Below are 13,583 nucleotides of genomic sequence, written 5' to 3'. Positions count from 1 at the left end.
TATTTGATTACATCTATGAAACTTAAGGTGTTGGTGTTGCTGTTGGTGTCGCTGTCGCTGTCGGTTTAGCTGTTGGTGCTGGTGTCGCTGTTGGTTTAGCCGTCGGTTTAGTTGTTGGTGTTGGTTTAGCCGTCGGTTTAGCTGTTGGTGTCGCTGTTGGTTTAGCCGTCGGTTTAGTTGTTGGTGTTGCTGTAGGCTGAGGTTGAGGCTTACCTATAGTTTCTTTTGCTTCTGCATTTAGCTTCTGACGGAGTGCTAAATCAGCAATTCCGGTTTCTGAAAGCTGATTTTTTTTCTGGTATTCCTTAATTAACTGTTCTGTGCGGGGGCCAAAGAATTGATCACGGGGTAAAGGCGGATTTGGTTTGAGGACTGCATTTAAATTAGCTTGCAGAATCTGCACAATATTAGCAGCAAAATCTTGAGTTTTTGGCCCTGCTATCCCATCCACACCAAGCTTGTAGCCTTTTTGAAAGTCGCGGATTGCTTTTTTGGTTTCCTCGTCTGTTAAAGGTGTATTGGAGACTTTAACTTTGTAACCCAGTCCATGCAACACAGCCCGAAATTCTTGGGGTGTATAGTTACGTTGACGGGCAGCAAAGGTACTGTCGGCAATTAGTACACTGGCGCTTACTAGGCAAGTAGCCGCAATCATCGCGCTGGATTTATTAAACCCACACCACATATCTCAAACTCCTTGCAGTTAAATCAGCATTATATAGAGATTAACAGGTGCATTTTACGTTTCTTGAAGACTTTTGTCTCAATGTTTAATCATTTGTGATTAATTAAAATTAATTAATTTATATTGATATAAAATTTTTGCAATCTTCCTTGAGAAGTATTGAGATTTTATATGTCTACTTCTCAACTCGCTAATTGGGTTATAACTAAATACTTAAAACTTGTATAATCTAAAACAAAAAAATGGTTAATCAAACATTGCCAAAACACAAAAACCTTTGGTTTGAAAGGTTGATGGCACTGGTAGCCACAGTCAACTTAGGTTTAGTTGTGTTTGATTTGACTTATGTACAATGGCGGGATTTTTACTTGCGGAGATTACCGCAAATAACTCAAACTTATGATCCAATTAAAGGTATTGCCGCCCATAGAGAAACTCAAAGTTATTTAAAAGCGGTAGATGTACTCAAAGAACAAGTCAACCAGACAGGTTTAACATCTCCCCAAGCGAAGGTAAAACTAGACGAACTCAGCCGCCTGAGTGTGGAGATGATTGATAGTAACCCATTTGCTGGGGTTGGCAAGAGTGGGACTCTGGAAAAAATTAAAAACCGAATGCGCGATCGCATCGGTAAAGATTCCGCCAAGCAATCCTTTGCCACTTTCTGGAGTCAAGCCTATCTCTCCCAAAAAGGCTGGAATCAAGAAATTACCTTTTTTAACCAAAAAATTAGTCCTTTAATCGCCAGCAACTATTACCGCCAAATCGGTGAAAATAGTGAATATCTCGATGATTTTTGGCTGATCGACCTACCATTTATCAGCATCTTTGCGATTGAGTTTCTTGCACGCATCTTTTACATCAAACGTCGCCACTCCGGTTCTAGCTGGTTAAATGCAGTATTTGACCGCTGGTATGATTTATTTTTACTGATGCCGTTTTGGCGATGGTTGCGAGTTATACCTGTAATTGTCCGCCTCGACCAAGCGCAACTATTAAATCTGCAACCATTACAGCGCCAAATGAATCAAACAGTTGTAGCGAATTTTGCTGAGGAACTCACGGAAATTGTGGTGGTACGGGTGATCAACCAAATTCAAATTTCGATTAAACAGGGAGATTTTACTCGTTGGATATCGCAACAAGAAAACCTACGTCCCTATGTGGATATTAATAATGTTAATGAAATTGAAGCGATCGCAGGGATTTTAACCCAAACCGTCGTCTATGAAGTTTTACCCAAAATTCAGCCTGACATAGCAGCAATTTTGCGCCACAACATCGACACAGTACTCAATCAAGTTCCCCTGTACCGCAACCTCCAAGCCTTCCCCGCCATCGGACAAGCCCAAACCCAACTCAGCGAACAACTAGCAACTCAAATAACCACCAGCTTATACAGCGTTTTAGTCGGTGCTATCCAAGATCCCGTGGGTGCAAAACTCACAAGCCAACTTGCCCAAAGCTTCACCAACGCTTTAGGTGCAGAAGTGCAGCAAAAAAAAGTCACAGCTGAAATTCAAAGCTTGCTATTTGATTTCTTAGAAGAAGTTAAGCTCAACTACGTTCAACGTCTATCCCAAGAAGACATAGAAAGCATCGTCGAGCAAACCAGACAGCTAAGAACACAATCATACATTCAGCCCATAGTAGAGCAAAGTACGGCGATCGTTGAAATCAGAGATAAAAAAGTATGAAGTGTTAAATTTTATCTTCGTGCCTTTTGACTATTGACCACTGACTAATAACAAATGACCATTTAACTATTGACTCTTAGAGAAATGCGCTACACTCAATTTAGGGCGAACTATCATCAGTTCGTTACAAGACTTCTTGGAAGATATCCCTATCGCAGGAAGTGGGTCGAAGCCCACTTTTTTTATTGAAATTTCGCATGACTCATCCGTTAGTCCCACAAATTATCGATTTGGCGACACCAGTAGCAGAACAACTGGGATTAGAAGTCGTTGGCGCAGTTTTTCACACTAACCAACGTCCACCAGTATTGCGGGTAGACATCCGTAATCCCCAGCAAGATACTGGTTTGGATGATTGTGAAAGGATGAGCCGCGCTTTAGAAACCTGCTTAGATGCAGCGGAGATCATTCCAGATGCCTATGTCTTGGAGGTGTCTAGTCCAGGTATTTCGCGCCAATTGGTAACTGACCGGGAATTTATCTCCTTCAAAGGATTTCCCGTGATTGTTTCCACCTCGCCACCCCACGAAGGACAAACAGAGTGGAATGGTCAGTTGATTCGCCGGGATGAAACCAAAATTTATTTAAATCAAAAGGGTCGGGTAGTAGAGATTCCTCGTTCTCTCATTACTAGGGTGCAACTAGACGAACGTCGATAAACGGGGGATTAGGGTCTAGAGATTAGAGGCTAGGGACTAGGGACTAGAGTCAATCTTTTCTCTAATCCCTATTCGTTAATGCTCAATTTTAACTTTCTATCTTCTCAACCCTAGACCCTATTCCCTTATTTTTAAAGGAGATTGCTTATGTCAATGGTTAGTCTACCAGGATTAAAAGAATTAATTGAAAGTATTAGTCGGGAGCGAAATTTACCGCGGTTAGCAGTGCAATCAGCCATTAGAGAAGCACTGCTCAAAGGTTATGAACGTTATCGCCGCGCTCAAAATTTAGAACGCAGGCAATTTGATGAAGATTACTTTGATAATTTTGAAGTTGAACTCGACATTGATGAAGAAGGATTTCGCGTCCTTTCTACAAAAACCATCGTTGAAGAAGTTAACAACAGCGACCATCAAATTTCTTTAGACGAAGTGCAGCAAGTCGCGCCAGAAGCTCAATTAGGTGATTCTGTAGTTTTAGATGTCACTCCCGATCAAGGCGAATTTGGACGCATGGCTGCCATGCAAACCAAACAAGTCCTAGCGCAAAAATTACGGGATCAACAACGTCAAATGGTGCAAGAAGAGTTCCAAGACTTGGAAGGAACTGTATTGCAAGCCAGAGTCCTACGCTTTGAGAGACAATCGGTAATTTTGGCAGTTAGCAGTACTTTTGGTCAGCCAGAAGTAGAAGCTGAATTACCAAAACGAGAACAGCTACCAAACGATAATTATCGTGCCAATGCTACCTTCAAGGTCTACCTAAAGAAAGTTTCCCAAGGTCAACAACGGGGGCCACAACTTTTAGTATCTCGTGCTGATGCTGGGTTGGTAGTTTATTTGTTTGCCAACGAAGTCCCAGAAATTGAAGATGAAGTGGTGCGAATAGTTGCTGTGGCGCGGGAAGCAAATCCACCATCGCGTTATGTTGGCCCCCGGACTAAAATCGCCGTAGATACCTTAGATCGAGATGTTGACCCAGTAGGTGCTTGTATTGGCGCACGGGGATCACGCATTCAAGTAGTAGTAAATGAACTCCGCGGTGAAAAAATCGATGTAATTCGTTGGTCGCCAGATCCAGCCACATACATTGCTAACGCCTTAAGTCCAGCAAGAGTAGATGAAGTCCGCCTGATGGATCCGGAAACGCGGCAAACTCACGTCTTAGTAGCCGAAGACCAACTGAGCTTGGCAATTGGTAAAGAAGGTCAAAACGTCCGCCTCGCAGCTCGCTTAACAGGTTGGAAAATTGATATTAAAGATAAAGCCAAGTACGACCATGCTGGCGAAGATGCGAAATTTGCCGCAGCCCGCGCCCAAGCTCAACTAGAGCAAGAACAAATGGAACTAGAGCAAGATGACATCGAATTAGAAGATGATGATCTGGAATTAGAAGAATTAGAGGCAGAGAATCAACAAGAATTAGAAGATGAATCTTTTGATCTGGATGAAGAAGAGTAACAGATGAGCTTGCTTGAGAAATAGCAGTCTAGTAGAAATTACCAACAAATCTACTGCCTATTACCTGCCTTAAGCAGTACTTAAGGAATCAAATAGGATGGCTATAGTTCTGCTAATATTTAGCTCAGTAAGAGTTTTAATAATTACTTGAGAAAAAATGAGGTATTAGTAAAAGATTAGCTGTACTAGCTTAATTTTGCTATAAAACTACTGAGTCATAATTTGCTGATGGAATTAATAAAAAATTTAAAATTCCGGTTCAGCCATGATTATTCATTAGGGAGGTAAATTCAAAATCCCAAATTGTTGGACTTCATGCCTAGAAAAAACTGATGAAACCGAATTATCGGCGTTGTATTAGTTGCCGCGAAGTCGGCTTAAAGCAAGACTTTTGGCGGATTGTCCGCGTCTTTCCATCTGGAAAGGTACAATTAGATGAGGGCATGGGGCGTTCTGCCTATCTTTGTCCGCAAGTGACTTGTTTGCAAGCGGCACAAAAAAAGAATAGATTAGGGCGATCGCTACAAGCATCAGTGCCAGAAACACTGTATCAAACATTGTGGCAGCGTCTAGCCCCAAGTCATCACCAAAATCAAATATCAGGTTGAAAAACTTGGTGGCGGTAATCCCCAGAGGATTGTGCCTAAAGCCGAACTGTTCGCGCTCCAAACACACCCTCTGCAATTGTTGGGGTTAGTGCCAAAATAGTAAGTAGGTGTAGTTTGTCAGCGAGCCTTTGAACAAGGAACGCAGCAATACTCCCAAAAAGTTTTACTCGATTGTGTTGTGGAAGACTCAGAATCAGCAAAACAAAAAACTACAGAATGGCAACCTGGTAGCGATCAGGCGCAGTTCGGCATCACAAGTTCCAATAAATTTTTTTTATTAACAAAACTTTTATGGGAGCCAGTCAACAGCCAGATTTGGCACAGATGCCAACATTAACCTGAAACATCTCTCTTTCCTGATTGGAGGCACCGGCAAAAATACCAAGGGCAACCGAAAAACAGTGATCTAAGGATGGAGATGTCGCACTCCCAGGCAACCATCCGCCAAAAAACTGTAAATTAAAGGGGAAGAGTGGATGAACAACGGCAAAGTTAGAATTTATGAATTATCAAAGGAATTGAATTTGGATAACAAAGAGCTATTAGCAATTTGCGACCAGCTCAATATTGCGGTCAAAAGCCATAGCAGCACAATTTCAGAATCAGAGGCAGAACGAATCCGGACGGCTGCCGAAAAGTTGGCAGTAACGAATGGAACACCTAAAAGAGAACTAGGAACAAACACCCCCAAACCAAATTCACACCAAACTGGCTCTCATAGCCGACCTGCACCACCACCACACAAACAACAAATTTTGGAAATTCGTAAACCCAAAATATTGAGAAATCCTAACACCAATGCCCCAGAGGCATCAGTTGCTAATCATAATCAATCAGCTTCTTCTGAAGTCAATTCTCCAGCACCTCCACGGCCCTTCGCTACACCAGTCTCATCCATGAAGCCGACGGCACCAACCAAACCAGTACCCCGGAATCAATCTGAGAACTCACAAGCACCTGCTGTCACAGATGCACCTCAAAAACCGAATACGCCCTTAGCAGAAAACCCAGCAGCGGAAAAACCAGAAAGAGCGCCTTCGCACAAGCCAAGGCCAGAAAAACCACAAAAACCGCAATTATCTGCGCCACCTGCCAGACCAGAGGCAGAAAAACCCGCAGTTAATGGTGGGTCAAGTACGGCAGAAAAACCGATACTGAAGCGCGATCGCGACCAAAATAGCCCCAATAAACCCACCAAGGCTGGTAAACCATCTCAGTCTCACTCAGACTCATCAGCAGGGCCAGCACCCAAACAAAGTCGTCAGAACTCAGGGCCAGTCAAATCAGAACAGCGGGCAAATCGACCCTCAGCTCCAGGTTCAGGAGATGTACCACGTCCCCAAAGACCGATGCGTCCATCAGAACCTGCGGCGACTGTACCCTTGGCAACTCCACCAAGTCGTCCCACAGGTGCAGCCACAGGCAAACTCGGAGTTGATGATGATCCTGTCGTTCCTGAACTCTTAGACTTAAAACGGCCAACACCACCTCGTCTAGCCAAAGGTGGCAAAAAATGGCAAGAAGAAGAAATCATCGACGAAGTTAAAGAGAAATTAGGCAAAGGCGGCCCTAAAGGCAAGCGGGTCAAACCAATTCTGGATGATGACTTTGAAGATGATGATCTCCTAGAAGAAGAAGGTCTAGAAATCCCAGCTACCATCCAGGCAACTCTTTCTATTGCTCGTCCGCCAAAACCAAAAGCAGCTCGACCAGCCCAAACAGCAGCCACATCTGTAGCTTCACCAACTGTTAAAGGCAAGAGAACTAGCTCAAATCGCGGTGAGCAGAACCGTCGTCCAGAAGCAGAGCCAAAACGCGAACGCCCAGCCAAAATCGTGGTCACAGGCCCGATGACTGTGCAGGAACTTGCCAACGAATTGGTAGTGGCGGATACAGAGATTGTGAAAATCCTGTTCCTCAAAGGTATGGCAGTGAGTATCACCCAAAATTTGGATATTCCGACCATTACCTTGGTAGCTAAAGAGTTAGAAGTAGAAGTAGAAACCGCCGAACCAGAAGCAGAAGCGCGGAAAGTCACAGAAATGATCGACGTGGCAGATTTAGAACATCTCATTCGTCGTCCGCCAGTTGTCACCATCATGGGTCACGTAGACCACGGGAAAACTACCCTACTCGACTCGATTCGCAAAACCAAAGTCGCGGCTGGAGAAGCAGGCGGTATTACCCAACACATCGGTGCATACCATGTGGACATCGAACATGACAGTAAGCTGCATCAGATTGTCTTCTTAGATACTCCTGGTCACGAAGCCTTCACGGCGATGCGGGCTAGAGGCGCGAGGGTGACAGATATCGCCATCTTGGTTGTAGCAGCCGATGATGGTGTGCGTCCCCAAACAATTGAAGCCATCAGCCACGCTCAAGCCGCAGAAGTGCCAATTGTTGTCGCCATCAACAAAATTGATAAAGAAGGCGCACAACCAGACCGGGTGAAACAAGAATTGACACAATATGGCTTAACCCCAGAAGAATGGGGTGGTGAAACCATCATGGTGCCAGTCAGTGCGATTAAGGGCGAGAACCTTGATACACTTCTGGAAATGATTCTATTGGTGGCAGAAGTTGAAGAACTCTCAGCCAACCCCGATCGCCTAGCAAAAGGTACTGTTATTGAAGCTCACCTGGATAAAGCCAAGGGTGCAGTTGCTACCTTGTTGATTCAGAACGGTAGTCTCCATGTCGGAGATATGCTGGTGGCAGGTTCAGCCTTTGGTAAAGTCCGAGCAATGGTTGATGATCGTGGACGGAGAGTTGAAGCAGCCACACCTTCCTTCGCCGTTGAGGTGTTGGGTTTAAGTGATGTACCCGCCGCTGGGGATGAATTCGAGGTCTTCGAGAACGAAAAAGAAGCTCGTTCCATTGCAGGCGATCGCGCCGACAAGCAACGTCTATCACGACTGTTGCAGGGACGTGTTACCCTCACCACCCTATCGGCACAAGCTCAAGAAGGCGAGTTGAAAGAACTCAACTTAATTCTCAAAGCCGACGTGCAAGGTTCTGTAGAAGCGATTATTGGTTCGCTGAAGCAAATACCCCAAAACGAAGTGCAGATCCGGATGCTGTTAGCATCAGCTGGGGAAATCACCCAAACAGACATTGACTTAGCTGCTGCGAGTAACGCAGTCATCATTGGCTTTAACACTACCTACGCCAGTGGCGCAAGACAAGCTGCTGATGAGGCTGGTGTTGATGTCCGGGAGTATAACATCATCTATAAACTCCTCGAAGATATCCAAGGAGCCTTGGAAGGTCTACTGGAACCAGAGTTGGTAGAAGAAGCTCTTGGTCAGTGCGAAGTCCGTGCTGTTTTCCCAGTTGGCAAAGGAGCCGTTGCTGGCTGTTATGTGCAGTCTGGCAAACTAGTACGTAACTGCAAACTGCGTGTGCGTCGTGGTGGTAAAGTCGTCTACGAAGGAGTCCTTGATTCTCTCAAACGGATCAAAGACGATGTTCGGGAAGTCAATGCCGGTTATGAATGCGGTATTAACGTCGATAAATTCCATGACTGGGTAGAAGGCGACATTATTGAAGCCTACCAGATGGTGACAAAACGTCGTACCCTCACATTGACAAGATAGTGGTTAACACTAAGTGCTGAGTTGAAATCTAAGTTTAAGTGTGTTGAACTGAAAATTAAGTTAGTTCGACACTCAAAACTTCAAACTCAGCACTCAGAATTTAGCACTCAGCACTATAACTATGCCTTCGTTTCGCTCTGACCCTATATTGTGGATTCACATTGCTGGATTAGCGACACTACCATTTTTTTTGGTTTTGTGCTTATTGTTCTTGGCTATAGGTGAGCCACTCTTCCCGGTGTGGGGAGAACTATTATTAGTCGCCACTGTCGGCGTTACCCCATTGTTATGGATGCAGTTACGCCGCCCATTTTATATATATTCTCTTTTAGGGATAGCTCTCAAACCCGAAAATTTAACCGAGCAACAACGTAAGATACTTTGTTTAATTAATACTAAGTTAAACCGAGTGTTGTCTCTGGTGGCAGCAATAATATTAACTGTCATCTTGTGGCAGCTTTACAAAGTTGTACCCCATCTGCAACATTTAGTCAGCTTTTTGCCTCAGTGGCATGGCTTAGGCTTACTTTTAGCTGCTTTAGCTTTTTTAGCAAGTAATTTATTTTTACAAGTTCCTGTGAGTGTGGCGCGGATTTTAGTGACTAATGACACAGAATTTGCTGCCCTCGAACCGTTATCTTTAGAAAATATCAAGCATAATTTCACTATTTTAGGGGTGCAAGTTAATCAAATTTTACCCAGGTTGTTTCAATCCTTCATCGGGAGTAATAGAAACTCGCAGCAGCCCTAAAAATCAGAACCTAATCAAGATTTCACAGAGTATACCCTGTCTGGCTTAGACAGGTTGTATTTGCTCACAACGAAAACTGCCATAACTTTTAAAGTTGAGGAATAAGGGACTATGACTCCAACTTCTGCTGCTAGTAATCGTCAATACCCCGCCGATACCGAAATTTGGTATAGCCTTAAATGTGCGATCGCTGCCAGTTCCGGTTTCCAACGTTGGCAACTAGAACGTAATACCCAATTACAAGATTTGCTCCTGGAACAGCAAGTACAAAAGTATTTAAGAGAAACTTTAGAAACTTTAGCTTACTAAAATCAATTTAATTTAGCTTGTTTACTTACAAGCATATTCTCAGGGAAGCATGATCATCATACTTCCCTTGAATTTTAGCAAAGTGATCAGTAAAAATTTTTTCTGCGCCGTATACTCTTACTTCCCTGCGGAAACTTGGTCAGCTTCTTCAACAATGGCTGATTCTGGTTCTGGCAAAGAGGTTGATAATTGTTCTTTAGTGTCGGGTAAAGCAACTTCAATATCAGCACCGTTGATAATTACACCCAACAACCCCAGTTCGGCCTCTTGTAATTGATCGATCGCTTCACCTAACAGACTTTCTTGTGTATAGTTTGGTCGGGCGACCATGACTATACCATCACTGTAGGGTTGAATCAACAAAGGATCATTAGAGTAACTTAAAGGACTGGTATCTAAAATCACCAAATCATAACGTTCACGAGCATCTTCCATCAGCCGCCGCATTTCGCTAGATTCAATGATAGCTGGTGATTGGCGTACAGGGCCAGGGCTAGGAATAATGTATAAATTTTCCACATCCGGCACTAAGCGAATGCAATCGCTCAAGCTGGCATAATAACGCAAAGGTTCAATAGTCGCGTCGGGGTCGAGATTAACTTTTAGGGATGCAGCCCGCGAAGGCGATCGCAAATCAGTTTCAATAATCAAAGTACGTTTACCAGCACGAGCGCAAGCTACACCCAAATTGTAAGCACTAACTGTTTTACCTTCTTGAGCGCCAGTACTAGCGATGAGAAGTATTTTTACGTCTTTACCTGCTAAACGGCGTAAATTACTGCGGAACTTTTCGTAAAACTCTAAATATGGAGAATCGGGGGAAAATACTACTGGTACTGTGTCTGGAGCTAAATCATTCACAGACATTAAAGGTATTTCACCCAGTAATACAACTTCCCGTTGTTTGAGGCTGTCGCGGATATCTTCTTTGGTTTTGAAAGTCCCTTCAAGGGAACCCAATAAAAATATCACACCACCACCTACTAACAAGCCCAAGAAACCACCAATCCCTAAAGTAGCTGGTACACTCTTGGCTTTCGTAGGTTCAGGAATAATCGATGGTGAGCGAGCAACAGTTAAGCTGCTAACAGTTTCCGCCTCTGCGGTTTTAGAATCAGTCAGTTTGGCTTGCATTTGGTCATAAACCGCCTTTTTCAAGGCAACTTCCTGTTCTAAACGCGATCGCTCTAATTGTTTGTTGGGTATTAAAGAATACTCCTGCCGCAGTCGGACTTCCTCGCGGATTTGCTGTGCCAACTGTTGTTGTAGAGTGTCGCGTTGGGTTTGCAAAGTCACCATTTGATTCGCTAACCCTTGTCTAGCTGGGTCTAAGTTACTTTGGGCGCGAATTCCCGAAATATTTCCCGCAAAAGGTGCGGCTGCACCACCGCCACCAATCACTTCATTAGCACGTTGTTGAATTAATAATTCTGTGGCTTCTTTTTGGCGATATAACTGAATCATCGTCGGATGTTCAGGGCGTAAATCTTTCCGCAGCAAAGCGATTTGCGATTCTGTTTGATATAGCTGTGTTCGCAAATTACCTAAAATGGGGTCAGCACTCAAAGCCGAAGAAACATAAGCTTGATTGACATCTAAACCCAACTTGTTGCGTAAACTGAGAATTTGAGCATCAATCCCCGCAATATTTAATTGAATTTGCCGTTGTTGATTTTGGCTATTTGTAATTGCTGCCAAGAGACTACCATTTTCTGCCGATAATATCGCCGGACGTTCCCGGCGATCGTATTGTTCTAATCTTTTTTCCGCTATTTGTAATTCTGCCTTTGCCTGGGGTATACGTTCTTCAATTTTTTGAATAATTGATCTTAATCGCCCGGTATTAATCTCCGCACTCAACTTAATCATCGCTTGCATCAATTCCTGAAGCACCTCTTGGGCGCGTTTTGGATCAGTATCTTTATATTTCAGATCAATAACTGTCGATGCTACTTCCCCCGCCTTGGCTTTTTCTGGTAACTTCAAAGCTATACTTGCACCAATAGTTCTGGGCTTAACATTTACCTTTGTTGCCACTGCTTCAATAATTTGATCTGACAATAAAGCCGCCTCGCTTAAGTCTTGTCCTTGCTGCTGAATTTCATTCCCCGTCAGCGAAAAAGAAACCGGTGGACGATTATAAGTCAGTGCTGCATCTCCTATGTAATTTATTGGTGGATCTGGTTGTACAGCCACCACTGTTGACCCGACAACAACTAGCCCAAAACTAGCTAGTCCAATCCACTTGTACTTCTCGAATGCAATTAGATAGCGTTTAACAATTGGTGGGGTCATAGCACAGACATATAGAAATAAGCGAGAGAATGGTGGTCAAGAATCATTTAACAAGCCAGAGATGTTTTAATTTGAGCCACCGCCAAAAAATTGGAAGAAGCGGATAAAACTTTGAACATCAAAGAACGGCCGAGTAATTGTACTAAAGATATTGGTGATTCTCGTAATTAAGTTGCGACCAACAACAATAACATCATTATCTTGTAAGGGGACATTTTGAGATATATCACCAGAAAGTGCTTTTTTAGCATCAAGTCTTTGCGTAATTGCACGACCCCGTTCTGGGTCGAATCGAATTAAAGCAATATCTCGGAGATTCGCTGTATCTAAATTAATCCCCCCCAAAGCATCTACAAAAGTACTACCATTTGGTAGGGTTTGTGTCACCAGTCCCCCAGAGGCGTAATTTAACAGCCGGACGCGGATTTGTGGTACAGCCAAAGATGAACGAGCAATTAAATTGCGGTCATAACCATCATCATTACCCACCTCCCGACGGGGAATAATTACTGCATCACCATCTTGCAAACGCAAATTCGGCACCGAAGCACCATTTTGCAAAGCAGCATACAAATCAATATTTTGCGAAATTACAGAACCATCCATTAATGTCCGCCGTACTTGCACTTGGCGCAGATCAGCACTCATTGTAGAACCACCAGCTATGAGTAAAGCATCAGCAACCCTGGGAGTTGAAGAACTGACAGAATAAATTCCTGGACGAAAAACCTCACCGCTAATCGTAATTTGTACAGGTCTTGTGGAAAATAGAGATACAGAAATCATCGGATCAACCATGACCCGACTTAAACTTAAACGAATTTTTTCTTGAGCTTCTGCCAAACTCAAACCTTGTATAGATAATATTCCCACCTGTGGCACAACAATATTGCCTTCAGGACTAATTTGGGCTTGAAAACTCAAATCCTGACGCAGACCAGTCAAAGACAACACAACTACAGGATTAATCACATAACGATTGAATAACAAGCGAATTTTTTCTTGGGCTTCTTGTAAAGTTAAACTTTGTAGTGGTACTGTGCCAAGCAAGGGGGCGGCAATATTACCTTCTGGATTAATCGAAGCTTGGAAACTTAAATCTGGGAAGCGTTGAACTATCACACTAATAGAATCTCCCGGCCCCAAGCGATAAGCACCAGGAGGACGTTGAAACGTCACACTAATCACATCTCCCGGCCCTAAAAGGTAACGATTGAGTTGAGAAGACGCTGGGCCGCTTTCATTGGGAAATGTACCATCAGCATTTGGTGGTGGTGTAGGAGGCTGTAGTGGTGATTCTTCCTGGGTTGGATTTGCAGGTGGTAGCACCGGAAATTGCCCTGGAGAGGTTGCAGGAGATGGTAAAGATTGAGCTACAACAGGTTGAACAGAATTTGTCAGCCAAACACCTGCCTGAAAACTCACAAAACATAAAGTGCTAAATGCACGTACATAAGGATGGGAAACTATAAACATCGGTGCAGTCAAACTGTATTGAGAATTAATTCTACCGAGTCGT

10 protein-coding genes are annotated in these 13,583 nt (G+C 43.6%); 7 read left to right on the top strand and 3 right to left on the bottom strand.

All coding sequences use genetic code 11. The features are described 5' to 3' along the window. Positions 1-22: 22 nt before the first annotated feature. Positions 23-685, bottom strand: coding sequence for a peptidoglycan-binding protein (locus tag H6G75_RS15035; RefSeq protein ID WP_190980841.1), 663 nt, complete (start codon positions 683-685; stop codon positions 23-25). A gap of 242 nt (positions 686-927) precedes the next feature. Between H6G75_RS15035 and H6G75_RS15030 the strand changes: the two genes are divergently transcribed. From H6G75_RS15030 to H6G75_RS15000, 7 genes are all read left to right on the top strand, one after another. After that, positions 928-2,382, top strand: coding sequence for a hypothetical protein (locus H6G75_RS15030; protein WP_190980840.1), 1,455 nt, complete (start codon positions 928-930; stop codon positions 2,380-2,382). Between the two features lie 197 nt (positions 2,383-2,579). Continuing rightward, positions 2,580-3,041 (top strand): ribosome maturation factor RimP, encoded by a 462-nt coding sequence (gene rimP, locus H6G75_RS15025; RefSeq protein ID WP_190980839.1) that lies wholly within the window; start codon positions 2,580-2,582, stop codon positions 3,039-3,041. A 147-nt stretch (positions 3,042-3,188) separates the two neighbouring features. Continuing rightward, positions 3,189-4,502, top strand: coding sequence for a transcription termination factor NusA (gene nusA / locus H6G75_RS15020; protein ID WP_190980838.1), 1,314 nt, complete (start codon positions 3,189-3,191; stop codon positions 4,500-4,502). Between the two features lie 332 nt (positions 4,503-4,834). Further along, the gene (locus H6G75_RS15015; RefSeq protein ID WP_190980837.1) at positions 4,835-5,110 is read left to right on the top strand and encodes a YlxR family protein; all 276 of its coding nucleotides are present in this window, start codon (positions 4,835-4,837) and stop codon (positions 5,108-5,110) included. Positions 5,111-5,586: 476 nt separating this feature from the next. Continuing rightward, positions 5,587-8,709, top strand: coding sequence for a translation initiation factor IF-2 (gene infB, locus H6G75_RS15010; RefSeq protein ID WP_190980836.1), 3,123 nt, complete (start codon positions 5,587-5,589; stop codon positions 8,707-8,709). A gap of 121 nt (positions 8,710-8,830) precedes the next feature. Next, on the top strand, positions 8,831-9,460 hold the full coding sequence (locus tag H6G75_RS15005; protein ID WP_190980835.1) for a low-complexity tail membrane protein: 630 nt from the start codon (positions 8,831-8,833) through the stop codon (positions 9,458-9,460). A 111-nt stretch (positions 9,461-9,571) separates the two neighbouring features. Further along, on the top strand, positions 9,572-9,769 hold the full coding sequence (locus H6G75_RS15000) for a hypothetical protein (RefSeq protein WP_190980834.1): 198 nt from the start codon (positions 9,572-9,574) through the stop codon (positions 9,767-9,769). Positions 9,770-9,886: 117 nt separating this feature from the next. Here the strand turns inward: H6G75_RS15000 and H6G75_RS14995 are convergent, their stop codons facing one another. Then, entirely contained in the window at positions 9,887-12,064 is a 2,178-nt protein-coding gene (locus H6G75_RS14995; protein WP_190980833.1) for a tyrosine-protein kinase domain-containing protein, read from the bottom strand. 66 nt (positions 12,065-12,130) lie between these two features. Further along, positions 12,131-13,540 (bottom strand): polysaccharide biosynthesis/export family protein, encoded by a 1,410-nt coding sequence (locus H6G75_RS14990; RefSeq protein WP_190980832.1) that lies wholly within the window; start codon positions 13,538-13,540, stop codon positions 12,131-12,133. Between the last annotated feature and the right edge of the window lie 43 nt (positions 13,541-13,583).

Origin of the sequence: Nostoc sp. FACHB-280, from assembly GCF_014697615.1 — a bacterium.
Lineage (GTDB): Bacteria > Cyanobacteriota > Cyanobacteriia > Cyanobacteriales > Nostocaceae > Nostoc_B.
Note: the sequence above shows the minus strand (reverse complement) of the source record. Positions and strands in the feature narration are given on the sequence as shown.

What these genes read in the sequence shown, in the direction of transcription:
- rimP (WP_190980839.1), top strand. Translation starts at nt 2,580, where the DNA reads ATGACTCATCCGTTAGTCCCACAAATTATCGATTTGGCGACACCAGTA.
- H6G75_RS15030 (WP_190980840.1), top strand. Translation starts at nt 928, where the DNA reads ATGGTTAATCAAACATTGCCAAAACACAAAAACCTTTGGTTTGAAAGG.
- H6G75_RS15005 (WP_190980835.1), top strand. Translation starts at nt 8,831, where the DNA reads ATGCCTTCGTTTCGCTCTGACCCTATATTGTGGATTCACATTGCTGGA.
- H6G75_RS15035 (WP_190980841.1), bottom strand. Translation starts at nt 685, where the DNA reads ATGTGGTGTGGGTTTAATAAATCCAGCGCGATGATTGCGGCTACTTGC.
- infB (WP_190980836.1), top strand. Translation starts at nt 5,587, where the DNA reads ATGAACAACGGCAAAGTTAGAATTTATGAATTATCAAAGGAATTGAAT.
- H6G75_RS15015 (WP_190980837.1), top strand. Translation starts at nt 4,835, where the DNA reads ATGAAACCGAATTATCGGCGTTGTATTAGTTGCCGCGAAGTCGGCTTA.
- H6G75_RS14995 (WP_190980833.1), bottom strand. Translation starts at nt 12,064, where the DNA reads ATGACCCCACCAATTGTTAAACGCTATCTAATTGCATTCGAGAAGTAC.
- H6G75_RS15000 (WP_190980834.1), top strand. Translation starts at nt 9,572, where the DNA reads ATGACTCCAACTTCTGCTGCTAGTAATCGTCAATACCCCGCCGATACC.
- nusA (WP_190980838.1), top strand. Translation starts at nt 3,189, where the DNA reads ATGTCAATGGTTAGTCTACCAGGATTAAAAGAATTAATTGAAAGTATT.
- H6G75_RS14990 (WP_190980832.1), bottom strand. Translation starts at nt 13,540, where the DNA reads ATGTTTATAGTTTCCCATCCTTATGTACGTGCATTTAGCACTTTATGT.